Origin of the sequence: Xanthomonas sp. WHRI 7064, assembly GCF_040202355.2 — a bacterium.
GTDB classification, from domain to species: Bacteria; Pseudomonadota; Gammaproteobacteria; order Xanthomonadales; family Xanthomonadaceae; genus Xanthomonas; species Xanthomonas arboricola.
Genome location: NZ_CP167821.1, coordinates 317,053 through 340,031, shown reverse-complemented (window position 1 = coordinate 340,031; position 22,979 = coordinate 317,053). Strand labels below are relative to the sequence as shown.

General features: G+C 65.6%; 19 protein-coding genes and 1 pseudogene. 6 read left to right on the top strand and 14 right to left on the bottom strand.

Features of this window, described 5'->3' with window-relative positions; translation table 11 throughout:
* Window position 1: 1 nt before the first annotated feature.
* The 4 genes from ABQY74_RS01440 to aceB form a co-directional block, all read right to left on the bottom strand.
* Window positions 2-2,515, bottom strand: a complete 2,514-nt coding sequence (locus tag ABQY74_RS01440; protein ID WP_349793049.1) for a putative peptide modification system cyclase — start codon at window positions 2,513-2,515, stop codon at window positions 2-4.
* Between the two features lie 3 nt (window positions 2,516-2,518).
* A complete protein-coding gene (locus ABQY74_RS01435; RefSeq protein WP_349793047.1) occupies window positions 2,519-3,595 on the bottom strand; it encodes a GGDEF domain-containing protein in 1,077 nt (358 codons plus the stop codon).
* Between the two features lie 312 nt (window positions 3,596-3,907).
* A complete protein-coding gene (aceA, locus tag ABQY74_RS01430; protein WP_046345346.1) occupies window positions 3,908-5,203 on the bottom strand; it encodes an isocitrate lyase in 1,296 nt (431 codons plus the stop codon).
* Between the two features lie 179 nt (window positions 5,204-5,382).
* The gene (aceB, locus tag ABQY74_RS01425; protein ID WP_349793044.1) at window positions 5,383-6,999 is read right to left on the bottom strand and encodes a malate synthase A; all 1,617 of its coding nucleotides are present in this window, start codon (window positions 6,997-6,999) and stop codon (window positions 5,383-5,385) included.
* 119 nt (window positions 7,000-7,118) lie between these two features.
* On the opposite strand from aceB, the gene ABQY74_RS01420 reads away from it, so the two are divergent.
* Window positions 7,119-8,075: a LysR family transcriptional regulator gene (locus ABQY74_RS01420; protein ID WP_104561074.1), complete on the top strand. Its 957-nt coding sequence runs from the start codon at window positions 7,119-7,121 to the stop codon at window positions 8,073-8,075.
* A 379-nt stretch (window positions 8,076-8,454) separates the two neighbouring features.
* The gene (locus tag ABQY74_RS01415; RefSeq protein WP_349793042.1) at window positions 8,455-9,717 is read left to right on the top strand and encodes a cation:proton antiporter; all 1,263 of its coding nucleotides are present in this window, start codon (window positions 8,455-8,457) and stop codon (window positions 9,715-9,717) included.
* Window positions 9,718-9,789: 72 nt separating this feature from the next.
* On the opposite strand, the gene ABQY74_RS01410 is transcribed toward ABQY74_RS01415, so the two are convergent.
* Window positions 9,790-10,422 carry a TetR/AcrR family transcriptional regulator gene (locus ABQY74_RS01410; RefSeq protein ID WP_127159625.1) on the bottom strand — a complete coding sequence of 211 codons (633 nt, stop codon included), beginning with the start codon at window positions 10,420-10,422 and terminating at the stop codon, window positions 9,790-9,792.
* Window positions 10,423-10,523: 101 nt separating this feature from the next.
* On the opposite strand from ABQY74_RS01410, the gene ABQY74_RS01405 reads away from it, so the two are divergent.
* The gene (locus ABQY74_RS01405) at window positions 10,524-11,579 is read left to right on the top strand and encodes an MBL fold metallo-hydrolase (protein WP_127159626.1); all 1,056 of its coding nucleotides are present in this window, start codon (window positions 10,524-10,526) and stop codon (window positions 11,577-11,579) included.
* A 151-nt stretch (window positions 11,580-11,730) separates the two neighbouring features.
* Here ABQY74_RS01405 and lepB read toward each other — a convergent pair whose 3' ends face one another.
* From lepB to arfB, 5 genes are all read right to left on the bottom strand, one after another.
* Complete coding sequence (gene lepB, locus ABQY74_RS01400) at window positions 11,731-12,357, bottom strand: signal peptidase I (protein ID WP_126968219.1); 627 nt, start codon at window positions 12,355-12,357, stop codon at window positions 11,731-11,733.
* Between the two features lie 331 nt (window positions 12,358-12,688).
* Window positions 12,689-14,857 (bottom strand): peptidyl-dipeptidase Dcp, encoded by a 2,169-nt coding sequence (gene dcp, locus ABQY74_RS01395; protein ID WP_349793039.1) that lies wholly within the window; start codon window positions 14,855-14,857, stop codon window positions 12,689-12,691.
* Window positions 14,858-14,965: 108 nt separating this feature from the next.
* Window positions 14,966-15,982, bottom strand: coding sequence for an isoaspartyl peptidase/L-asparaginase family protein (locus ABQY74_RS01390; RefSeq protein WP_164737047.1), 1,017 nt, complete (start codon window positions 15,980-15,982; stop codon window positions 14,966-14,968).
* A gap of 98 nt (window positions 15,983-16,080) precedes the next feature.
* Window positions 16,081-16,710, bottom strand: coding sequence for a lysophosphatidylcholine acyltransferase (locus ABQY74_RS01385; protein WP_024939028.1), 630 nt, complete (start codon window positions 16,708-16,710; stop codon window positions 16,081-16,083).
* 2 nt (window positions 16,711-16,712) lie between these two features.
* The gene (arfB, locus tag ABQY74_RS01380; RefSeq protein WP_006449817.1) at window positions 16,713-17,144 is read right to left on the bottom strand and encodes an alternative ribosome rescue aminoacyl-tRNA hydrolase ArfB; all 432 of its coding nucleotides are present in this window, start codon (window positions 17,142-17,144) and stop codon (window positions 16,713-16,715) included.
* A 56-nt stretch (window positions 17,145-17,200) separates the two neighbouring features.
* Here arfB and ABQY74_RS01375 point away from each other — a divergent pair, with 56 nt between their 5' ends.
* A complete protein-coding gene (locus ABQY74_RS01375) occupies window positions 17,201-17,785 on the top strand; it encodes a DUF2059 domain-containing protein (RefSeq protein ID WP_206514921.1) in 585 nt (194 codons plus the stop codon).
* Window positions 17,786-18,022: 237 nt separating this feature from the next.
* Here the strand turns inward: ABQY74_RS01375 and ABQY74_RS01370 are convergent, their stop codons facing one another.
* The 4 genes from ABQY74_RS01370 to ABQY74_RS01355 form a co-directional block, all read right to left on the bottom strand.
* Window positions 18,023-18,793 (bottom strand): pseudouridine synthase, encoded by a 771-nt coding sequence (locus tag ABQY74_RS01370; RefSeq protein ID WP_164737048.1) that lies wholly within the window; start codon window positions 18,791-18,793, stop codon window positions 18,023-18,025.
* 76 nt (window positions 18,794-18,869) lie between these two features.
* A complete protein-coding gene (locus tag ABQY74_RS01365) occupies window positions 18,870-19,457 on the bottom strand; it encodes an O-methyltransferase (protein ID WP_039529040.1) in 588 nt (195 codons plus the stop codon).
* Window positions 19,458-19,555: 98 nt separating this feature from the next.
* On the bottom strand, window positions 19,556-21,229 hold the full coding sequence (gene ubiB, locus ABQY74_RS01360; protein WP_024939032.1) for a ubiquinone biosynthesis regulatory protein kinase UbiB: 1,674 nt from the start codon (window positions 21,227-21,229) through the stop codon (window positions 19,556-19,558).
* Window positions 21,226-21,861, bottom strand: coding sequence for an SCP2 sterol-binding domain-containing protein (locus tag ABQY74_RS01355; protein WP_349793035.1), 636 nt, complete (start codon window positions 21,859-21,861; stop codon window positions 21,226-21,228). The genes ubiB and ABQY74_RS01355 overlap by 4 nt, the downstream gene beginning before the upstream one ends.
* 193 nt (window positions 21,862-22,054) lie before the next feature.
* Between ABQY74_RS01355 and ABQY74_RS01350 the strand changes: the two are divergent.
* Both ABQY74_RS01350 and ABQY74_RS01345 read left to right on the top strand, forming a co-directional pair.
* A pseudogene (locus tag ABQY74_RS01350) lies at window positions 22,055-22,360 on the top strand (D-alanine--D-alanine ligase A); the annotation flags it as partial.
* A gap of 53 nt (window positions 22,361-22,413) precedes the next feature.
* Entirely contained in the window at window positions 22,414-22,896 is a 483-nt protein-coding gene (locus ABQY74_RS01345; protein ID WP_349793033.1) for a GNAT family N-acetyltransferase, read from the top strand.
* Window positions 22,897-22,979 lie beyond the last annotated feature (83 nt).

Here is a 22,979-nt window from a genome sequence, read left to right as displayed (position 1 = left end):
GTCAGCCCTGCGCCTCCGCAATCCAGGAGGCTTCTGCGGCTTTCAGATCCACTACGTTGAGTGGCTGCAAGCAGTATCCACACTCGATTTCTGCGTAGGCCAGGCCCCGGCGCTGCCGCATCCAGTCATTTTGGATGCGTGCATCTTCATTGCGTTGCGCTAGTCGTGCCGCACGCATTGCGGTGGCCCGTGTCTGGAAGCGGGATGCTGAATCCAGATAGGGAGCGAGCGAGCGGAATGCATCGTCCGGCCTCCGATTTGCCAACAGGATTTCGGCATCCACTACCGCGCCCAGTTCGACGATCAGGCGGTTGGCATAGACCAGCGGCGCTGCTCTGACCTGTTCCCGAACCTTCGCCGCACTCGACGCATCTCCCGCACGCACCATCACCAATGCTGCTGCCAGGGCGGTGGAAAGATTGTCGATGGTATCGATTGGCACGTCTTTGCTTACGTCGTGCAGCGCTAGCTTTGCACCTTCTTTTGCTACCTCTACAGCTTTAAGGCGCTGCCCCGACGCCAACAACGCAGTCGCCAGGGGAACGTAGTAATTGATGCGGTCAGTCCCTCGCTTGGCCAGGCCTGCGTTCAAGCCGGCTTGGGCGTGCGTGATCGCGCCACGCAGATCACCCTCGTCCAGAGCGACAGATGCCCGGGTGATGCCGGCATGAAAATTGGTTGTCTCCACTTTTGCAAGCGCACTGCGCGCACTCAAGAAATCACGCTTGGCGGCGGCTACGGCGGCCTGGCGGAGCAGCGCGCCATTCCAACCCGCAGTCACTGCTTGTGCCACTGCATGATCGGCTTGATCGTATTGACCCAGAGCAAGCAGGATACGCCCATGCATATCGAGCGATATGCTGGAGAGATCGTACTTGCTCTGCGTCGACATACGCGCATGAGGCAATGCCTCAGTAAATCGGTTTGCAACAAATAGATCCATTGCTGCATTGGCTTGAGCAGGAGCATAGTCTGGATACAGCTCTGCCATCTGGACCCAGGAATCGGCTGCCTGCGCCGGGTCAAGAATCTGTACCCCCCAGCTCTTAACGTAAAGCGCCTCACGCGGTGGAAGCCTGGATTTGAATTTTTCAGCGACCCTGAGTGTCTCGGTCGCCTTTCTGTAATCGACATTGGCAAAGTAAGCACGCACTTGGCCCAGCCAAGCCAGTGCGAAGTGAGGATCTATCTCTACTGCTTTCTGGAAGAAATCCAATGCAGCGGCATATTTACCCTCCGCATAACGCTTTTGGCCAAGCGCGTACGCACGTAGGGCGTCCAGACTGGAAGTCGTTACATCCGGCAAAGCAGGGCTATTGTTACGGATGCTCTCGCGGTTTTCGCCGAGTTGGTTTCTTAATTCGCCGGTGACCTTGTCGACAGCAGCAAGAATAGAAGGGTTGGAACCGAAAGCAGTGCTTACTGCTACTGTCTGCTGTGTCTTCGGGTCAACGACTTCCACAACAAAACGCGTGCGTCCACCAACGTAGCCAACCGAAGGGAGCAACACCGCACGTGCGCCACTTCGAAGTGCAACATCTGAGGCGTTCTTGCGATCCAAAGGCTCCTTGTAAGGGTCCTTACGCATCAGCGCCAGCAGCTTGAGCGTTCTGTCCTCACTCAGCACATTGACGTAGCGCGACTGCTCCAGACTTATTCGGAAAGCCTGGTCCAGCGAACTTTCCAGCATGACGTCGTCGGTAAGGTTGCGTACTGTTCCCACAACTACCCAATCTCGCTCGGCGAACGCAAGCGCCGGCTGCGGGCGCGCAAACAGCCAGACAGCAAGACTGATGCCGAGGACGACTCCCAACTCTGCAACTAATGCCGCCGGCCGCCGCCACAGCGGAACATCGCGCCAGGCCTTTGCCGAATTCTTCGGCGTGCGCAGCGGCGTCAGGCCGACTTCGCCAACCTCATAGATCTCCATAGGCGTGGGTACGCCCTTGAAGCGCCAGCGGCCGTGGGATTTCCACAGGATGCGTTCGCCGCGGTCGCCCAGTTCACGTGCGGCGCGGTGGGTCAACGACTCGGCCACTGCCGACAACAGGATCTGCCCGGGCCGCGCCATCGACATCAGGCGCGCGGCGGTGGGCTTGGCCAGGCCTTCGACTTCCAGCGGCTTGGCACCGATGCTGACCGCTTCGTCGCTGTTGCGCCAGGTCAGCACCTCGCCGACGTGCAGGCCTTGCCGTGCGCATAGCGTCAGCGCGCGGGCATCGCCCATCGCTTTCAAACCGCGGGCGTAATCCAGTGCAAAGCCCAGGCCGTCGATGGGGCGGTCGAACAACAGCAGCAATCCGTCCGAGCGGTCAATCAGCCGGCCACGCCATTGCTGCTGCAGTTTGACCACCAGCCGGTCGTGCTCGCGAAACAGCGCGGCGGCGGCGTTGTCACCGATACGCTCGACCAGCGCGGTCGAGTCGCACAGGTCGGTCAGCAGCAAGGTGCGCAAGCGCGGCGCCTGGATCGCTTCCGACGACGCATCCTTGCGTGCGTGGGTGCGGGCGCTCATTGCTCAGCGATTGTCCGACGTGGCTGCGTTGCCGGGTGGCTGCGTGCTGCCCGACCCCAGCGCTTCATGCATGCACAGCACATTGCCGCCTTGCCGCTTTGCTTCGTACAGCGCGCTGTCGGCCAGCGTGTACCAATCGTTCCATGCCGCGTCGGCATCGATCATGCACAGGCCCAGGCTGACCGAGCAGCCCTGCTCGCTCTGGCCGTTCCACAGCCGCGCTTCCACTGCGCGCACGATGCATTCGCCGATGTGATGCAGCAGCTCCCGGGTGCCCTGCGCGACCAGCACGCAGAATTCGTCGCCTCCGAGCCGGCAGGCAAGGTCACCGTCGGCGATCACCGAACGCAGCGCGTGGGCGACGTTCTGCAGCACGCGGTCGCCAGCGAGATGGCCGAATTCGTCGTTGATGCGCTTGAAACGGTCGCAATCGATCAGGATCAGACCCACCCCGGGCACGCGACCGGCGCGCCGGCATTCCTGCAGATGCAGGGCGAGCCCGCGGCGGTTGTGCAGGCCGGTGAGTTCGTCGGTGCGGCTGAGTTCTTCGGTGTGGTTGAGCTGGTGCGAGGTGACGTAGAGGTTGTCCAGCGCCGCTTCCAGGTCGTGGTTGCGCCGGCGCAGCTGGCGGATCAGCAGCTGCTCGTTGTTGACCACGCGCACGATGGAGCGGCGCAAAAAATGCGCCACCATCGACGGGTCGTGATCGACCAGGCGCTGGAAGTCCTCGTGCGCCAGTTCGATCAAACGGGTGTCGGTGGATGCGCTGGCGCCGGCACTGCGCGCATGGTCGCCGATCAACAGGCCAAGTTCGCCGAAGAATTCGCCCGGGCCCAGGTGCTTGAGCATCAGGTCTTCGCCGAAATCCAGATCGATCTGGCCACTGACCACGATGAACATCTGCGTGCCCACTCCACCGCGCTCGAACAGCGCCTGGCCGGCGGCCAATTCGCGGGCGCGGCCAAAGCGGGCGAAAAACCCCAGTTCTTCGGCAGTCATGAGCGCATGCAGCCCGTCCGACAGCGTCTTTGCAACGCTCCCCGTCGGCTCCACTGCGCCGGCAGTGTTATGGCACGTCATCCCAAAATCCCTTAGACCGACCTGCAGCGCCGGCCTGCCTCAGCATCGTACAGGAGCGTTTTGTTCAGCACCAGGTCACACTCCCTCTCATTGAGCTTGAGACGAAATGACGGGTATTGGCAAAAAAAATCGGGCTCGGTTTCCCGAGCCCTTCTCCCCTGCTCCCGGCAGAGCCCGCCATCCTCTTCGACAGGCCACCGCCACCCCAGCGTTGCTCTGCGGTGCTAGCGGGGGCTTGGCGGTGGGCGAAGCCCGCTGCTCCGTTTCACCCGTCAGCCGGCCGGCACGCGGTCGCGGCGCCTGTGCGCTGGGTTACGCGGCCTTTTCGCCGTGAAACTGCTCTTCCTCAGTCGAGCCACGCAGTGCGGTGGTGGACGACTGGCCCTGCTGGATCGCCTGCGTCACCGCGTCGAAATAGCCGGTGCCCACCTCGCGCTGATGCTTGACTGCAGTAAAGCCCATCTCGGCCGCCGCGAACTCGGCCTGCTGCAACTCGACGAAGGCGCTCATCTGGCGGCGTGCGTAGCCGTGCGCCAGGTTGAACATGCCGTAGTTCAGGGCATGGAAGCCGGCCAGGGTGATGAACTGGAATTTATAGCCGTAGCTCGCCAACTCGGTCTGGAATTTGGCGATGGTGGCGTCATCCAGGTTCTTCTTCCAGTTGAAGCTCGGCGAGCAGTTGTAGGCCAGCAATTTGCCGGGGAATCTGGCATGAATGGCTTGCGCAAAGGCGCGCGCAAATTCCAGATCCGGCTTGCCGGTCTCGCACCAGATCAGATCGGCGTACGGCGCATAGGCCAGCCCGCGGCTGATGGCCTGATCCAGCCCGTTGCGGGTTTTGAAGAAGCCTTCGACGGTGCGCTGCCCGGTGGTGAACGGCTGGTCGTTGGCATCCACATCGCTGGTGATCAGATCGGCCGCCTCGGCATCGGTGCGCGCGATCAGCAGCGTGGGCACACCCAGCACATCGGCCGCCAAACGCGCGGCATTCAATTTTTCGATTGCCTCGCGGGTGGGTACCAACACCTTGCCGCCCATGTGGCCGCACTTCTTCACCGACGCCAGCTGATCCTCGAAGTGCACCCCGGCCGCGCCGGCTTCGATCATCGCCTTCATCAACTCGAAGGCGTTGAGCACGCCGCCAAAGCCTGCCTCGGCATCGGCCACGATCGGCTGCAGGAAATCGATCTCGTCATTGCCTTCGGCGTGATGCAGTTGATCGGCGCGCAACAAGGTGTTGTTGATGCGCTTGACCACCGCCGGCACCGAGTCGGCCGGATACAGCGACTGGTCCGGATACATCTGCCCGGCCAGGTTCGCATCGGCGGCGACCTGCCAGCCGGACAGGTAGATTGCCTTCAACCCGGCCTTGACCTGCTGCATCGCCTGGTTGCCGGTCAACGCGCCCAGCGCATTGACGAACGGCGTGGCGTGCAATGCATTCCACAACTTGTCCGCGCCCAGCCGCGCCAGCGAATGCTCGACATGCACGGTGCCACGCAAGCGCACCACGTCGGCGGCGGTGTAGTTGCGGGTGATACCGGCCCAGCGCGGGTTGCTGGCCCAGTCTTGCTGGATCTGTTCGGCGGTCTGCAGTGTGCTGCTCATGGTGCGTTCTCCTGGCAGGGATACGACGGATGCAACGAGGAAAGAAGGGCGCAATGACACGCGCGCCGGGCATGGCAAGGCCGTCGTTGCGCGCGTGGGCGCAACCGGCGGTTTGATGCATGACGTGGATGGATTGCAGCGACAGCGGGCAAGCGCTGGCGTGCCGCTGCAGCGTTGGCTTAATCGATCAGGTGATATGCCGGCACGGTGAGGAAGTCGGCCAGCGCATCGGCGCGACTGAGCGTGTCCAGCAGTGCAATGGCGTCGTCGATGCGCGCGGCGCCCGGCAGTGCATCGGTCGCGCCCAGGCGTGCCGGCAGCGCACGCAACGTGGCCTGTAACAGGGGCTGATCGATCGCAGTGCCGTCGTCCAGATGCTGGCCGTGATGCAACCACTGCCACAGCTGCGCGCGGCTGATCTCGGCAGTGGCGGCGTCTTCCATCAGGTTGTGGATGGGCACGCATCCATTGCCGTCCAGCCAGGCGGCCAGATAACGCACGCAGACTTCGACATTGCCTTCGAACCCGGCGCGGGTGACGGTGCCTGGCGAAGGCGCGATCAGCATGTCGCGCGTCACCTGCACGTCGTTGCGCAAGACATGCTGCTGATGCGCGGTGGGCATGTGCTCGTCGAAGATCTTCATCGCTACCGGAATCAACGCCGGATGCGCCACCCAGGTGCCATCGTGGCCGGCGCTGACTTCGCGCAGCTTGTCGGCACGCACGCGCGCCATCGCCTGCTCGTTGGCGGCCTCGTCGTGATTGATCGGAATCTGCGCCGCCATGCCGCCCATCGCATGGGCGCCGCGGCGATGGCAGGTCTTGATCAACAGTTCCGAATACGCCTTGAGGAAGGGCTGGGTCATGGTGACCTGGCCACGTTCGGGCAACACGCGGTCGCGATGCGCGCGGAAGGTTTTCAGATACGAAAAGATGTAATCCCAACGGCCGCAATTGAGCCCGACGATGCGCTCGCGCAGCGCGTGCAGGATCTCGTCCATCTCGAATACCGCCGGCAGCGTTTCGATCAGCACGGTCACCTTGATCTGCCCGTGCGGCAGGCCAAGCATCGCTTCGATATGCGCCAGCGCGGTCTCCCACAACGCGGCTTCTTCCATGCTCTGCAACTTGGGCAGATACAGATACGGGCCACGGTCCTTGGCCAGCAGCGCGCGGCCGTTATGGAAGGCGAACACCGCCGCATCGAACAGGCCGCCGGCCAGCGGCTGCCCATCGATGAGCACGTGCTTCTCATCCAGATGCCAGCCGCGCGGGCGCACGATCAACACCGCCCGCTCGGCTTCCGGGCGCAACGCGTAATGCTTGCCGTTGGGCGCATCGAAGCTGAGCTCGCCGCGCACCGCAGCGGCCAGCGTGCGCTGGCCGGCCAGCAGGTTGCGCCAGGTCGGCGCGGTGGAATCCTCGAAGTCGGCCATGAACACCTTGGCGCCGGAGTTCAGCGCGTTGATGACCATCTTCGGATCGGTGGGGCCGGTGATCTCCACCCGGCGGTCCTGCAGTGCCGACGGCAGTGCGGCGACGCGCCAGTCGCCATCGCGGATGGCGCGGGTGTCTGGGCGGAAGTCCGGCAGCTGGCCGGCATCGAACTCGGCCTGGCGGGCGCGCCGCTGGGCCAGGCGCTGCTGGCGGCCGGGTTCGATCGCGCGGTGCAGCGACACCAGCAAGGCCAGCGCGGCGGCAGGCAGCAGTTCTGCCTGGCCTGCGACCTGCGTGGTCAGCGACAGCCCGGGCGTGGCGCGTTCGGTGGGACGTGGGGCAAAAGCGGTGGCAGACATGTTGGGGAGTCCTTGTGCATCCGGACCTGCACCGTGCGCCGCTAGCAAATATTTGACAAAGCAGTTTTATCAATGCTGTAAATAAGCCTGACTTATATTGCGCTTCAGAACATACCCAGATGGCGCCAACCCCGCGATTTTCCTACAAATCCGACCGGCTCAAGCCGCTGCGCGCGTTCTGCCAGACAGTGCGTCTGGGTTCTGTCTCACGGGCAGCTGAGGCGCTATATGTGAGTCAGCCTGCAGTGACACTGCAGCTGCAGGCGCTGGAACGCGACCTGGGCGTGGCCTTGTTCGAGCGCTCGGGGCGCCGCATGGCGCCCAGCCGCGAGGGCCAGCTGCTCTACGACATGGCACTGCCGCTGGTGGAGAGCCTGGACGGGCTGGAGGCGAGCTTTCGCGAGAAGGTGCGTGGGCTGGATGCAGGCGAGCTCAATATCGCCGCCAACAGCTCCACCATCCTGTACCTGCTGCCGCGCATCGTGGCGAACTTCCGCGCGCGCCACCCGGACGTGCGGCTGACCCTGCATAACGCCATCAGCGCCGACGGCACCGACCTGCTGCGCGAAGACGCGGTGGACCTGGCAATCGGCTCGATGCTGGACGTGCCGGCCGACCTCAACTATGCGCCGGTGTATCGCTTCGAACAGCTGCTGATCACCCCGCCCGACCACCCCTTGGCCAGCAAGTCAACGGTCACGCTGCAGGATCTGTCGCCGTATCCGCTGATCTTGCCACCGCGCCGGCAGGTGACCTATCGCTTGGTCGATCTGGTCTTCCAGCAGGCACGCGTGCCCTACACCGTGGCGCTGGAGGTGGGCGGCTGGGAAGTGATCAAGCAATACGTGGCGATGGACATGGGCATCTCCATCGTCACCGCAATCTGCGTCACCGATGCAGACCGCGACAAACTCGCCACCCGCTCGCTGAAGGACTACTTCCCCACCCGCAGTTATGGCGTGGTGGTGCGCAAGGGCAAATATCTATCGCCGCAGGCGCGTGCCTTTATCGAGCTGATCCAGCCGGATCTGTTTACCCCGCGCGGGTATGACGAGAGTGGCGATTCGGAGCGGTGAGTCTGCTGCCTGCTGTGCAGGCATGAGCTCGCATCGCGCCTGAGCTTGCTCGCCAGGCACCGCGCATGAGGCCGCTACGCGCGCTCCATCTGCGATGCCGTGTGCGACATGCGGGTTGCCGTTGAAGGCGTCGTTCGATCAAGCCGTGCAAGCGCACACAAGCGGCACCGACGGGTGATTCCTGCTGCAGTACGAATCGCTCCGCACTGCGCGGCATCATGTCGGCTCGATGCCACTGCACGGTGGTTGTCGTCATAGACTAGGCCGATGCTATGGGGACAGCATGTCACCGCTGATCAGTCCGGGGAAACAACTGACCAGATGCGCAGCTGCCCCGCACTGCAGAAGCGAGCCGACTCAACCAACCAAGGCTGACGCAATGAATCCGACCATGTTATTGCTGGTGCAGCTGGCGGTGATCCTGGGCGCGGCGCGTGCGTGCGGTGCGCTGCTGCAACGCTTCGGGCAGCCGCCGGTGATCGGCGAGATGGCCGCCGGTCTGCTGCTGGGGCCGATCGCATTCGGCGCGTGGCTGCCGGAGTTGCATGGCGTGTTGTTCGCCTCCAGCAGCTTGCCGCCGCTGTCGGGCCTGGCCAACATCGGCGTGGTGCTTTTCATGTTCATCGTCGGCGTGGAGCTGCGCGCGCCGGAGGGCACCACCGCGCAGGTGCGTGCGTCGGTTCTGGTGGGGCTGTCCGGCATCGTGCTGCCGTTGCTGCTGGGGCTGGCCGCCGCGCCGTGGTTGTTTGCCCGCTTTGCACCGCAGGGCATCGGCTTCTGGCCCTTCGCCTTGTTCATTGCCGCGGCGATGTCGGTCACCGCGTTTCCGGTGCTGGCGCGCATCCTCAAGGACCGCAACATGACCCGCACACCGGCCGGCCGCCTGGCCCTGGGCGCGGCGGTGATCGACGATGCCACGGTGTGGATGTTCCTGGCGATCGTGCTCACCCTGACCGACGGCAACAGCCATGGCGGCGTTGCGTTCACTGCGGCCGGTGCGGTGGTGCTGGTTGCGGTGGCGTTCGGCGTGTTGAAGCCGGTGTATGCGCGCGTGCTCACCCCGCGCGCAAGCGATGGAGGCTATGCGTCAACTGCGCTGGTGTGGGTGCTGATCGGTGTGCTGGCCTGCGCCGCAGCGGCCGAATGGATCGGCCTGCATGCGATCTTCGGCGCATTCCTGTTCGGCATCTGCGTACCGCGCGATGACCGCCTGCTGGAACACCTGGCCGGGCGCATCGAACCCCTGGCGATCAGCTTGCTGATGCCGGTACTGTTTGCGGTCGCCGGCCAGGCCACCAGCCCCGGCGTCTTCGTTGGCGCAGGCATCGCCGGCTTTGCGCTGGTGATCGGCGTGGCGGTGACCGGCAAGCTGCTCGGCTGTACCCTGGGCGCGCGCCTGAGCGGCCACGATTGGCGCGATAGCCTGAGCGTGGGTTCGCTGATGAACGCACGCGGCCTGATGGAACTGGTGGTGATCAAGATCGGCCTGGACAGCGGCGTGATCGGGCCCGACCTGTTCACCCTATTGTTCGGCATGACGCTGGTGACCACGGCGATGGCCTCGCCGATGGTGGCCTGGTTGCAACGCGGCCGGCACACTGTCACCGCCAACGTGCTGGGCGCGGGCAACCGGCCGCATTGACGATGCAGCGCTGAAACACGGCGCGGCGTCAGTCGACGTGGCACGTCGCGCCGGAACGCGCAACGCAGACCATCACTCGCGCCCGTACAAACCCAGGAACATCGCCACTGCCGATTCGGCCACCTGGGCGCGTTGCTGCGGCGACAGCGGCGGCTGGCCCATGGCGATCTGCGGCCAGAACGCGAAGCCCTTGATCAGTGCCTGCAGTTGCTGCGCGCCGACCTCCGGCTCCACGCCCGCCAGCCGGCCGTCGGCCAGTGCGGCACGCACCCAGGTGGTGGTGCCTTCTTCCTTGCTGCCCAATTGCGCAATCAGCGCACGCGCGCGCTCGGGCGAATGGATGCCTTCGGCAATGGCGACGCGCGACAGGTCGATAAACGCCGGGTCGTCGAGCAGGTGCAGTTTCTGCTGCAGCAGCTGGATCAGCTGCGCGCGCAGCGGCTGGTCGGGCCGGTAGACAAGATTCACCGCGTCGGCGCTGCGTTGCCACAGCCCCCGCAGGATCTCGCCGAACAGCGCGTCCTTGCTGGGAAAATGGTTGTAGACAGTGCGCTTGGACACGCCCGCAGTGGCCGCCACACGGTCCATGCTGGTGGCCTCGAAACCATGCTGTCTGAACTCGACAATGGCCGCCTCGACGATGGCGTGGCGCTTGCGGTCGGTCAGCCGCTGCGGCGCGGGCTGGGGGGAAGATGCGCTCGACATCGGATCATTTTACACCGGACAGTTTACTTTCAGCCGAATGAAATTACACTGCTCAGTGTAATTTCCTCCTGTTGTCGCTCCCTGCCCCGGTCGGACTCCCCATGGCTTCCTCTCGCCCTTCCCCGTATGCCGATTCGCCGCAGTTTCGCGGCGGCCGGTTCCGCAATGCGTTGCCGCTGCCGACCACCGCGCTCAGCCTGCGCAAGCAGATCGGCCTGATCTGGACCTTCCTCTTCGACAAACCCAGCACCACGGTGCCGTCCGCGCCGCTGCCGGTACAGCCGCTGACACGCGCGCAGCTGCTTGCCGCGCCCGATCGCAGCCTGTATCGCCTGGGCCATTCCACCGTGCTGATGAAGCTGGCCGGTGGCCTGTGGCTGACCGACCCGGTGTTCTCCAGGCGCGCCTCGCCGGTGCCATTCGCCGGGCCCAAGCGCTTCCATGCGCCACCGATCGCGCTGGACGAGCTGCCGCCGCTGGCCGGGGTGATCCTGTCGCACAACCATTACGACCACCTCGACCGCGCCAGCATCCGTGCCCTGGCCGACCGCGTCGGCGTGTTCGTCGCGCCCCTGGGCGTGGGCGATCTGCTGGTGCGCTGGGGCGTGGACCCGGGCAAGGTGCGCCAGCTGGACTGGTGGGACACGATCAACATCGATGGCCTGCAACTCACCGCCACCCCGTCGCAGCATTTTTCCGGGCGCGGCCTGTTCGACAGTGGGCGTTCGCTGTGGTGCTCCTGGGCGATCCAGGAGCGCGAGCTGCGCGTGTTCTTCAGCGGCGACGGCGGCTACGGCCCGCACTTCAAGACCATCGGCCAACAGCTCGGTCCGTTCGACGTGGCGCTGATCGAAAACGGCGCCTACGACCAGCAGTGGCCGCATGTGCACATGCAGCCGGAGCAGAGCCTGCAGGCCTACCTGGACGTCGGCGGGCAGACCCTGCTGCCGATCCACAACGGCACCTTCGACCTGGCCATGCACGCGTGGCAGGAACCGCTGGACCGGATCGTGGCCTTGGCCGACAGCGCCGGCGTTGCACTGGCGACGCCGCGCATGGGCGAGCGGGTGGATCTGAGCGCGCCCGGCAATCGCCTGCGCTGGTGGCGACAGGATGCTGCGACTCAGGCGTCGGATGGCTTGGTGGCGCCGCGCTAGCCAGTGCATGAGTGGTGGCGTTCGCGCGTTTGCCTGGGCCATTGCCATCGAAGCAACGTGTGCGGTTGCTGCCGACAATGCCCTGCGCTGCTTCGCTAACGCAGGGCGCTAACGCCGTTGCTCCTACTGGCGTGTACGCGCAGACCATGCATCACAGGCGCTGCCACTCCATCCCTTGGCCACGCCGGTAATACACTGCCACCGCCTTGCCGTAGACAGCCGCTGCATCGACCAATCCAAAGTAACGTCCATCCAGGCTGTTGCCGCGGTGATCGCCCAGCATCAGCAGCTTGCCGGGCGGCACAGTCAACCCGGCGATGTTCGGGCCGCCGCCATTGCCGAGATTCAGCTGCGCCAGGTGCGTGCCGAAGCGTTCGGCATCGCCACCCTCCACTGCCAACGGCTTGTGGTTGATCTGCAGATGGCCATCGATCAAGTCGACCCGGTCGCCTGCCACCGCCACGATACGCTTGATCAGGCGTGTGCCATCGCGCGGCGAATCGAATACCACCACCTCGCCACGCTGCGGTCGATCGCCATCGACGAGGATGCGGTTGCTCAACGGCAGTCGCCAGCCGTAGGCATGCATGTCCACCACCACGCGATCGCCTGGCTCCAGGGTGGGCTGCATCGAACCGCTCGGCACCTGGTAGTGATTGGCGAACGAGGACCGCGCTGCAGTCATCAGCACCAGTAGCACCAACAACGGCAGCAGTTCCTTGCGCGACCAGTGCGCGGCGCGTTGCAGACGTGAGGTGGTCGGAGTGGCTTGGCTCATGAGGCACCTGTTGGTGTGAATGATGGCGGGGGATGGCCTGCTGAAGATGCGCTTGCGCAGCGGGTCGGTGGAAGTGACGAAAGGCATGGCACCAGTTGGGTGTTACTTCGAATACTGCTTCGGTCACTGCTCCGCTATTGCCAGTTCCGCTGCGGACTGGCGGCCCCAAAAGGCAACAGCAAAGCACCACCGGCGAAGGCAATCGCAACACCATCGCCTGATGCACGCATCCACAAACAAAAACGGGATGGCGCGTGGCCATCCCGTTTCGATTGCTGTTGCAGCTACTGCACACGCATGCGCCAACGACGCAGGCGCGTCATCCAGTCGCTCACTCCGTCAGACCGCGATTTTCTAGCAGCGCCTTGACGCTGGGATCCTTGCCACGGAAATCGCGATACAACGTGGCCAGATCGACGGTGTTGCCGCGCGAAAGGATCTTGGCGCGGAAGGTATCGCCGTTCTTGCGGTTCAATCCACCGTTTTCCTTGAACCATTCGAACGCGTCGTCGTCGAGCACTTCCGACCAGAAGTACGCGTAATACCCTGCCGAATAACCGCCGCCCCAGATGTGGTCGAAATAGCTGCTGCGATAACGCGGCGGCACTTCGGCCAGGTCCACCTTGAAGCGCTTCAAGGCGTCGGCTTCGAACTTGCTCACGTCCTGCAGCGGCGCGTCGGCCGGCTGGGTATGCCAGGCCAGATCGAGCAACGCGGCCGACAGGTACTCGGTGGTGGCGTAACCGCTGTTGAAGGTCTTGGCCTTCTTGATCTTCTCCACCAGCTCGGCCGGCATCGCCGCGCCGGTCTGGTAGTGCTTGGCGTAATTGGCGAAGACCTTGGGATCGGACGCCCAGTGCTCGTTGAACTGCGAGGGGAACTCGACGAAGTCGCGCGAGGTGCTGGTGCCGGCGATCGAGGGGTACTTCACCTTGGAGAACATGCCGTGCAGCGCGTGGCCGAACTCATGGAACAAGGTGGTGACGTCATCGAAGCTCAGCAGCGCCGGCTGGCCGGCGGCCGGCTTGGTGAAGTTGCAGACGTTGTAGACCACCGGCTTGGCGCCGGTGAGGCCGTCCTGCTCGACGAATACATCCATCCAGGCGCCGCCGGACTTGCTGTCGCGCTTGAAGTAGTCGGTGTAGAACAGCGCCATCGAGGTGCCGTCCGCGTCGAACACTTCATACACCTTCATGTCCGCGTGATAGGTCGGGATGTCGGTGCGCTGCTTGAAGGTGATGCCGTACAACTGCGTGGCCGCGTAGAAGACGCCGTTCTGCAGCACGTTGTCCAGCTCGAAATACGGCTTGATCTGCGCCTCGTCCAGGTCGTACCTGGCCTTGCGCACCTGCTCGGCGTAGAAGTCCCAATCGGAGGCGGCGAGTTTGAAGTCTCCCTTCTGCGCGTCGATCACCTTCTGCATCTCGGCCACTTCGCGGCGCGCCTTGGCGGTGGCCGCCGGCACGGTGTCGGTCAGTAGCTTGAGCGCGGCGTCCGGCGTCTTGGCCATCTGGTCGCCCAGGCTGTAGGCGGCGTAGTTGTCGAAGCCGAGCAGCTTGGCCTTCTGTGCGCGCAGCTGCGCCAGGCGCTGGATGGTCTGGCGGGTGTCGTTGGCATCGCCCTTTTCCGCGCGCGTTTCCGAGGCCTTGAGCACGTCGGCGCGCAGCTGGCGGTCCTTCAGCGAGGCCAGCACCGGCTGCTGGGTGGTGTTCTGCAGGGTCAGCAGATACTTGCCGTCGAGCTTGCGCGCCTTGGCCGCATCGGCGGCGGCAGCGATGTCGCCCTCGCTCAGGCCGTCGAGCCTGGCCTTGTCGTCCACCACCACCGCACCGGCGGCCGAGGCGGCCACCAGACGGGTATGGAACTGGGTGGAGAGCGTGGTTTCTTCGATATTGAGCTTGCGCAGGCTGGCCTTGTCGGCCTCGGATAGCTGGGCACCGGCGCGCACCAGCTCTTCGTAGTCGCGCTCGACCAGACGCTTCTGCTCCGGCTCCAGGTTCAGCGTGTCGCGCTGGTCGTAGATCGTCTTGACGCGTGCGAACAGCTTCGGGTCGAGATTGATCTCATCCTGATGCGCAGCCAGCTTGGGCGCGATCTCTTCCTGGATCTTCTGGCGTGCATCGCTGGTATCGGCCTGCACCAGCCCGAAGAAAATACGCGACACGCGCGTGAGCGTTTCGCCGCTGCGCTCCATCGCCTCGATGGTGTTGTCGAAGCTGGGCGGTTCGGGGTTGTCGGCGATCTTGCGGATGTCGGCCAGGTGCAGGCGCATGCCTTCTTCGAAGGCCGGCAGGTAATCGGCGTCCTTGATCTTGTCGAACGGCGGCGCCTGGAACGGCAGCGTGCTGGCGGTCAGCAGCGGGTTCGGCGCGGCATCCGCGGCCGGGGTGGTGGCGGTCTTTTCGGGCACGGTGGTGGACTCCTTACCGGACGAATCTTTTCCAGAACAAGCAGCCAGTGCCAGGGTGATGGCAGCGGCCAGAACGACGGTACGCGACATGGCGTGTGATTCCTGAGTGGGTAGCGCAGCCGGTCACGCTAGCGGGTTTGCGCAGCGTCGGCATGTGCCGTTGGATTGGGAAGATGGGTGCGGTTGAGGATGCGCGCGCTACAGCGTCTCGTCCTTGAAGATCGCCACGTGCGGGGTGCCGTCGGAGCCGATCCAGCCGCGGTACATGCCTTCGGTATTGAACGGGAATGCGGCGTTGCCCTGCGCATCCAGCGCGATGGCGCCGCCGTCGCCGCCGGCCTTGGGAATCTCCTGGTCGATCACCGTGTCGGCGGCCTGTTGCAACGACTGCCCGGCGTATTTCATGCGTGCACAGATGTCGTAGGCGGCCACCGCGCGGATGTAGAACTCGCCCCAGCCGGTGCCGGACACCGCACACTGGCTGTTGGCATAGGTGCCGGCGCCGATGATCGGCGCATCGCCGACGCGGCCATAGCGCTTGTTGGTCATGCCACCGGTGGAGGTGCCGGCGGCCAGGTGTCCCGCGCGATCCAGCGCCAGCGCGCCCACGGTGCCGAAATGCTTGGCGGTTTCCATATCCAGTTCGGCCTGTGCCTGGCGGTCGCCGGCTTCGGCCTTGCGCGCTTTCTGCAGTTGCTGCCAGCGCTTGTCAGTGCGGAAATAACCCGGGTCGACCAACGTGACGCCCTGCTCGCGCGCGAATTGTTCGGCGCCGTCACCGACCAGCATCACGTGCTTGGAATGGTCCATGACGCTGCGCGCTAGCTGGATCGGGTTCCTGACCGTGTGCACGCCGGCAATCGCGCCGGCCTTGCCGGTGGCGCCGTCCATGATTGCGGCATCCAGTTCGTTCTTGCCGTCATGGGTAAACACCGCGCCGCGCCCGGCGTTGAACTGCGGCGCATCCTCCAGCACGGTGATTGTGGCCGCCACCGCATCCACCGCACTGCCGCCACCTTGCAGCACCGCGTGCCCGGCGCGCAGCGCGCGTTGCATCGCCTCGCGCGCCTGCGCCTGTTCCTCGCTGGAAAGGCTGGATTTTTCCACCCCGGCGCCGCCGTGGATCACCAGCATCGGCGTGGCCGCCAGCAGCGGGCCGGCAGCAAGCAGGAGGGAGAGCGACAAACACAGTGCGCGTGCGGACAAGCCCATCATGGTGTTTCCTCGGTGGAGGCAGCGAGGTGCCTGGCGGCGCCGGTCATGAATGCAGGCGACCGGCAGCGACAAAACCTTTCAAGCACGCGGCCGCATCCTCACAGCGTATCGCGATGCTTGCCGCGCCACGGCCGGTACCAGGTGCGGATGGCGGCGATATCGGCGGCCATGTCGGTGCCGGTCCAGAACGGCTCGCCGATGCCCACGGTCTTGCTGGGGTAGTCGAAATACACCGGCAGGATCGGCACCTTGGAATCGGAGGCGATCTTCCAGAAGCCGGCCTTCCAGTGCTCCACCCGCTTGCGGGTGCCCTCGGGGGTGATCACGTACCACATCTGTTCGGAATTGCGGATCAGCCGCACCGCCTGGCCGATGGTGCCCTGCGGCGAGCTGCGGTCCAGCGGGATGGCGCCGAGCTTGCGCAGCAGCGGACCCAGCGGCCACCAGAACAGCTGCGCCTTGCCCAGCACGCGCACATCGAAGCCCAGCGCGAACTTGGCCGCAAAGCCCAGGAAGCCGTCCCAGTTGGACGAATGCGGGGCGACGATCATCACCAGCTTGGGTTCGTCGGGCAGCCGCCCGAGCAGGCGCCAGCCGGTCAGACGCAGTGCCGTGCGCCCCAGCCAGCGGCCGAAGCGGCCGTGCGCACGTGGCATTCTGGGTGGAGAGGGCTGCAGCAGGATGTTGGCCTGTGTTACCGGTGGCAACGACGGGTCGGTGTGACTCACGCTTACTCCCAGTGGGACGCAGAGCGTCCACGCTTGATATGGCTGCGCTCACGCTTGGCATCCAGCCGCCGCAGCTTGGCACCATGACTCGGTTTGGTGGCGACCCGGCGCTTGGGCACCGACAGACAGGCACTGATGATCTCGACCAGCCGCTCGCGCGCATCCTCGCGGTTGCGGTCCTGGGTGCGGAAGCGCTGCGCGTCGATCACCAGCACCCCATCGGCGGTCATGCGCCGGTCGCGCCGCGACAGCAGCCGCGCGCGCAGGGGTTCGGGCAGCGACGGCGACCCGGCCACGTCGAAACGCAGTTCCACCGCGGTGGAGACTTTGTTGACGTTCTGCCCGCCCGCGCCGCTGGCGCGCACGAAGCGCTCGACGATCTCGCTGGGCGGGATCGTCAGGCTGGGGGTGATCTGGATCGGGTCGCTGGCCATTCAACCCGATTGTATCGGCACCGGCATGGACGCGCGCGCGAACGCCGGCTTCCCGTATGCTGCGGCCGGTTCCCCCGACTGTGCAGGATGCTCCGATGACACCGCCCCGTTCCGTTGCCGCCGCCCGCGCCTTGGCGCGCCGCCTGATCGTGCTGGCCGCGCTGGCACTGGCCACGCCCGCCGCGTTTGCGCAGGCGCCCAGCGATGCCGACATCAACCGCCTGCTGGCCGCCTCGCGCGCGCAGACCATGCTGGACACGATGCTGCCGCAGATCGAAGCGATGCAGCAGCAACAGTTCGCCCAGCTCACCACCCAGCGCCAGCTCGACGCCGACCAGCAGGCCCAGCTGCAGCGCATCCAGGAGCGCACCCGCCAGACCGTGCGCAAGGCGCTGTCGTGGTCGGAGCTGCGCCCGATGTATGTGGACATCTACAAGCGCTCGTTCTCGCGCGAGGACGTGCTGGCCATGGCCGAGTTCTACGAGAGCTCGGCCGGCCAGAGCCTGCTGGACAAGACCCCGGCACTGACCCAGAACCTGATGGGCGCGATCCAGCAGAAGATGCTGCCGCTGTTTGCCGACCTGCAGAAGGATCTGGAAAAGATCGTCAATACGCCGGCGGCGGCACCGCAGAAGCCCTGAAGGGCGGGAGTTGGGGAATCGGGATTGGGGAATCGGAACAGCGTGCCTGCTGTGGCGGTTGCTGCTTGCGACGGTGGCGTTGGTGGCGCTGACGACGATTGCGCCAACCCGCTTGTCCCATTCGGCGAGGGAGCGCTTGGCTCCTCTCCTGCGGGAGAGGGGTTGAGGTGAGGGCACGGTTGCGCGGATCTTCAGCAGATCGTGTGGGCGTGTTGACCGTTAGCCGCGCGCACCGCATCAAGCCGTCTGCACCGCTCCCAGCGCGGACATCTCCCACCCGAGCAACGCGCAGGCCTTGGAAAATTCCACATCCAGCGGCGCGGTGACGCTGATGCGCCGCCCGTCGGCCGGATGCGGAAACCCCAGCCGCTCGGCATGCAGCAGCATGCGGTGGATGCCGAGCATGCGGAAGCTGCGGTTGTGCCGGCCATCGCCGTGGCTGGTGTCGCCGATCATGTGGTGCGACAGGTGTTTCATATGCCGGCGGATCTGCCGGAACCGCCCGGTCTGCGGCTGGCAGCGCAGCAGCGCATAGCGCGAGGTGGCAAAGCCGGTGGACGGGATCTCCAGCTCGCCGGTGGCCAGGCGCTGGAAGTGCGTCACCGCCGGCTTCTTGACCGGCTTGCCTGGGCCGCCGTCCAGATCGTGGTCGACGATGAAGCGCTCCTCGGCCGGCCAGCCGCGGCAGACGGTCAGATAGTCCTTCTCCAACTCGCCGGCCATCAAGGCCTTGCCCAGCGCGCTGGCGGCCTCGCGATCGAACGCCAGCAGCAGGCAGCCGCTGGTCGCGCGGTCGAGCCGGTGCACCAGAAAGATCGGCCGGCCCAGCTGTTCGCGCAGGCGGTCGGCCAGGAAGTCGTCCTCCCCGCGCGCCAGCTTGCTGTCGTGGACCATCAGGCCGGCGGGTTTGTCGACGACGGCCAGGAGCTCGTCCTGGAAGAGAATCTGCAAGTGCTTGGGGGATGTGCTCACCGGCGGATTATCCGCATCGTCGACACCGCATGCCACTGCGTCGCCGCGCTCTATGGCGCATGCCGACCACGCGCCTTGAGGCCTGAGGGCGTGGCAGCTCGGCTGCGCACGCTCAGGCCGCGCCGCACACCGCCAGCAATTCGCCCTTGCCCACCGGCACCACGCTACAGGTGACTGCCGGATCGTTAGCCAGCAGCGCGGTGAATGGCGCCAGTTCGTCGGCATGCGACAGCGCATTGTCGACAACCAACAGGCCGCCGCCGCGCAGCACGCGGCGCAGTGCCGGCCACCAGCGCACGTACTCGCCACGCGCCGAATCCAGGAAGACCAGATCGATGCTGGCGCTGGCGGCCTGGGTCAGCCACGCGCCGCCGTCGCCGTGCACCACCTCCACCGACGCGGCCAGGCCGCTGCGTGCAAGCGTGGCCTGCGCAAGGGCCACCTTGTCGGCCGCAAGCTCCACCGTGGTGACGTGCCCACCGATTGCGGCGGCCGCTTCGGCCAGCCACAGCGTCGAATAACCGTTGGAGGTGCCGATTTCCAGCACGCGCCGCGCAGCGGTGGCGCGTACCAGCACGGCCAGCAATTGCCCGGTGTCGGGCGTGATATTGAGCATGCGCCGGCCACGCTCCGGCTGCTGCGCATCGTTGTCGCTACCGAACCGTGCCAGTTCGTCCTTCAATGCGTGCAGATCGATCATCACTACCTCGCCGGGGACGGCTTCGTCATCGTGCCGCTGCAGGCGCTGCCGCTACCCAGCCGGATGCGGCAGGCCACCTGTCGCAGTGCTTGAGTGCTTCAGCGCCGCAGCCAGGCGACCAGCAGGGCCACCGAGCCGGCGCCGCCGCTGACCCAGCTCCATACCGGCACCGTACCCAGGTACCAGCCATTCGGGTGCAGGCCATACAGCACGGCAGCCACCACCAGCAGGCCGCTGCCGGTGATGGCAGTGACCACGCGCGTCTGCAGCTTGCGCAGGCTCAGGTCCAGCGCACGCAGCTCGGCCGAGCGGATGTCGATCTGGTGGCGGCCTTCCACCTGCTGCTTCAACCAGCTGTGCACCAGGCGCGGCATGTCCGGCGCATGGGTCATGATTTCCGGCAGGCGCTTGCGCAACTCGCCGAGCACGCGGCGCGGGCTGTAACGCTCGCGCAGGATGCGTTCGAGCACCGGCCGCGCCACTGCCCAGATGTCCAGTCTGGGATCGAGCTGGCGGCCGACGCCTTCGATGTTGAGCAAGGTCTTCTGCAACAGGATCAGCTGCGGCTGCAGCGTCAGTTCGTAGCGCTGCGCGACGCGGAACAGCTTGATCAGCACTTCGGCCAGCGAAATCTCCGACAACGGGCGGGTGAAGTACGGCTCGCACACCGAGCGCGCGGCCGCTTCCAGTTCGTCGATGCGCACGTTGTCGGGCATCCAGCCCGCCTCCACGTGCAGCTCGGCCATGCGGCGGTAATCCTTGTGGAAGATCGCCATGAAGTTCTCGGCCAGGTAGTACTGATCTTCCTGCGAGAGCTGGCCCATGATGCCGAAATCCAGCGCGATGAAACGCGGATTGAGCCGGCGCTCCGGGTCGCTGTCGACCCAGATGTTGCCGGCGTGCGCATCGGCATGGAAGAAGTTGTCGCGGAACACCTGCGTGTAGAACACCCGCACGCCCTTGGCCGCCAGCGCCTTGCGGTCGATACCGGCCGCATCGAGCTTGGCGATGTCGTCGGACGGAATGCCGTACACGCGCTCCAGCGTGAGTGCACGCTCGGCGGTGTGCGACCAGATCACCTCGGGAACGTACAGATCGTCCGAGCCTTCCCAGAACCGGCGCAGCACGCTGGCGTTGGCGCCTTCGCGCTGCAGGTCGAGTTCGGCCGACAGGGTGCCTTCGATCTCGGCCACCACTTCGCGCGGCCGGATCTTGTCCGCGCGCGGGTGGGTGCGCTCGACCAGCGTGGCCAGCGACTGCAGCAACGCGATATCGGCATCGATCTGGCGCTCGATATCCGGGCGCAGCACCTTGACCACCACCTCGCGGCGCACGCCGTTGGCATCCGGCGGCAAGGTGGCCGCATGCACCTGCGCGATCGAGGCCGAGGCCAGCGGCACGGTGTCGAACGCGGCAAACGCCACGCTCACCGGCAGGCCCAGCGCGCGCTCGACGATCAGCCGCGCCGCTTCGCCGTCGAAGGGTTTGACGCGGTCCTGCAGCAGGGTCAGTTCATCGGCCACGTCGGCCGGAATCAGGTCGCGCCGGGTCGACAGGATCTGCCCGAACTTGACGAAGATCGGCCCCAGTTCCTGCAACGCCAGCCGCAGCCGCGCACCGCGCGATTGCGCGGCGATCTCGGCACTGGCGCGCGGCACGAAGGGCTTGGCCAGGCGCAGCCAGCGCTCGGCCGGCGTGTCCTGCAACAGGTCGTCCAGGCGATAGCGCAGGATCACCCGGCCGATGCGGCTGGCCCGCAGCAGCGCCTTCATGCCACACCTCCGGCCGCGCGCAGGCGTGCGGCCAGCCGCTCGACGTCGTCGCGCAGTTCGTCGACATCGTCGTGAAAGGCGTCCAGTTCGGCACGCGGCACCACGTCGCGCGATTCCTCGGTCACGAATTCGGCCGCGCTATGCGCCAGATCCACCGCGCTGCGCCGCGCCTGCTGCAGCGCTGCACGCACCGCATTGGCGATCTGCACACCGAGGATCTCGCCGAACACCGCCACGAACGGCAGCTGCCAATCCGGATCGAAACGGCCGGCCAGTTGCTGCAGCTGGCGCGCCAACTCGGCATCGCCGGAGACCTTAAGCCGCCCGGCCGGTGCGCCGCTGCGGCGCGCGTTGGCCAGGAACGGCAGCTGGCCGAGCAAACCGGCCAGGCTGCTGCGCACGGCCAGGTCCGGCTCCTGTGCCTGATCCACCGGCCCGACAAGCAAGCGACGCTCGTGCACGCGGATCTGCAGGGCCAGCGCAGGCGCCTCCAGGGTCAGTGCGATGCGTTGGCCTTCCAGTGGCAGCAGGGCATCACGGGTATCGGGGTCCAGTGCCAGCGCGCGGTTGAGCGCGGCTTGCAGGGCCTGGCCGGCGAGCGGCTTGAGTGAGTTGAACAGGGATCCGGGCATGGGCGCATTCTACCGTCCCCGCATGTCGCCACTGCTTGACGGTGGTGTGGCGAGTGCAAGCCGGAGGCCGGGGTGGCGATCATGGCAGGGCGCCTTGCGGCTAGGCCGCGTGCGTCGATCATGCAGGACTTCCTTCGGCACGCCTGCCGCGGGCATGCTGGCGACCTCATCACGCAGGTGGCAGGAGCAGGCAATGCGCAAGATCCGGGTCGGTCTCATCTTCGGCGGCAAATCGGCCGAACACGAGGTCTCGCTGCAATCGGCGCGCAACATTCTCGATGCGCTGGATCCGCAGCGCTTCGAGCCGGTGCTGATCGGCATCGACAAGCAGGGCCAGTGGCACGTCAACGACCCCGACAGCTTCCTTCTCAATGCCGACGACCCGGCCCGCATCGCCCTGCATCGCAGCGGTTGCGGCGTGGCCCTGCTGCCGGGCGCGCAGCAACAACAGCTGCGCCCGACCCAGCCGGAGCAGGCGCTGGCGCAGATCGATGTGGTGTCGCAACGGCACGTCGTCGATCGAACAGTGCGCAGCGCGGTCGAGCCAGGCGCATGAGCCAGGCCCTTGTGCGCGCCGTGCAACCGCACGACCACCGCGCACTGCTTGCGCTCAACAATGCGCATGCCACCGAGCTATCGCTGCTGGATGCCGAAGGACTGGCTGCATTGCTGCAACTGGCGTGGCACGCACGCCTCGTCGCGCCGGCGGATGGCCTGCTGATCGCGCTGGATCAAGGCGCGGCCTACGCCAATCCGAACTTTGCATGGATGGCGCAACGCTTCGCGCGCTTTGTCTACATCGACCGCATCGTGGTCGCTGCACATGCGCAGCGGCGCGGGCTTGCCAGGCAGCTGTATGGCGAACTCATCCACGCTGCACGTGCAGCGGTGCAACCGCGCCTGGTCTGTGAGGTCAACCTGCTCCCACCCAATCCGGCATCGCTGGCGCTGCATCTACAGCTGGGTTTCCAGCCGATCGGCGATGCGCTACTGGGCAACGGCAAGCATGTGCAATATCTTGAAAAACTGCTTTAAAACAGAAGCGATTCAACGATGGAGCATCCACAACGCACATGGCCCGCCTCCTTGCGGAAGCGGGCCATGCGAGCGTCGACCGG

Coding starts and splice junctions, on each gene's coding strand:
- ABQY74_RS01440 (WP_349793049.1), bottom strand. CDS start 2,515: ATGAGCGCCCGCACCCACGCACGCAAGGATGCGTCGTCGGAAGCGATC.
- ABQY74_RS01435 (WP_349793047.1), bottom strand. CDS start 3,595: ATGACGTGCCATAACACTGCCGGCGCAGTGGAGCCGACGGGGAGCGTT.
- aceA (WP_046345346.1), bottom strand. CDS start 5,203: ATGAGCAGCACACTGCAGACCGCCGAACAGATCCAGCAAGACTGGGCC.
- aceB (WP_349793044.1), bottom strand. CDS start 6,999: ATGTCTGCCACCGCTTTTGCCCCACGTCCCACCGAACGCGCCACGCCC.
- ABQY74_RS01420 (WP_104561074.1), top strand. CDS start 7,119: ATGGCGCCAACCCCGCGATTTTCCTACAAATCCGACCGGCTCAAGCCG.
- ABQY74_RS01415 (WP_349793042.1), top strand. CDS start 8,455: ATGAATCCGACCATGTTATTGCTGGTGCAGCTGGCGGTGATCCTGGGC.
- ABQY74_RS01410 (WP_127159625.1), bottom strand. CDS start 10,422: ATGTCGAGCGCATCTTCCCCCCAGCCCGCGCCGCAGCGGCTGACCGAC.
- ABQY74_RS01405 (WP_127159626.1), top strand. CDS start 10,524: ATGGCTTCCTCTCGCCCTTCCCCGTATGCCGATTCGCCGCAGTTTCGC.
- lepB (WP_126968219.1), bottom strand. CDS start 12,357: ATGAGCCAAGCCACTCCGACCACCTCACGTCTGCAACGCGCCGCGCAC.
- dcp (WP_349793039.1), bottom strand. CDS start 14,857: ATGTCGCGTACCGTCGTTCTGGCCGCTGCCATCACCCTGGCACTGGCT.
- ABQY74_RS01390 (WP_164737047.1), bottom strand. CDS start 15,982: ATGATGGGCTTGTCCGCACGCGCACTGTGTTTGTCGCTCTCCCTCCTG.
- arfB (WP_006449817.1), bottom strand. CDS start 17,144: ATGGCCAGCGACCCGATCCAGATCACCCCCAGCCTGACGATCCCGCCC.
- ABQY74_RS01375 (WP_206514921.1), top strand. CDS start 17,201: ATGCTGCGGCCGGTTCCCCCGACTGTGCAGGATGCTCCGATGACACCG.
- ABQY74_RS01365 (WP_039529040.1), bottom strand. CDS start 19,457: ATGATCGATCTGCACGCATTGAAGGACGAACTGGCACGGTTCGGTAGC.
- ubiB (WP_024939032.1), bottom strand. CDS start 21,229: ATGAAGGCGCTGCTGCGGGCCAGCCGCATCGGCCGGGTGATCCTGCGC.
- ABQY74_RS01355 (WP_349793035.1), bottom strand. CDS start 21,861: ATGCCCGGATCCCTGTTCAACTCACTCAAGCCGCTCGCCGGCCAGGCC.
- ABQY74_RS01345 (WP_349793033.1), top strand. CDS start 22,414: ATGAGCCAGGCCCTTGTGCGCGCCGTGCAACCGCACGACCACCGCGCA.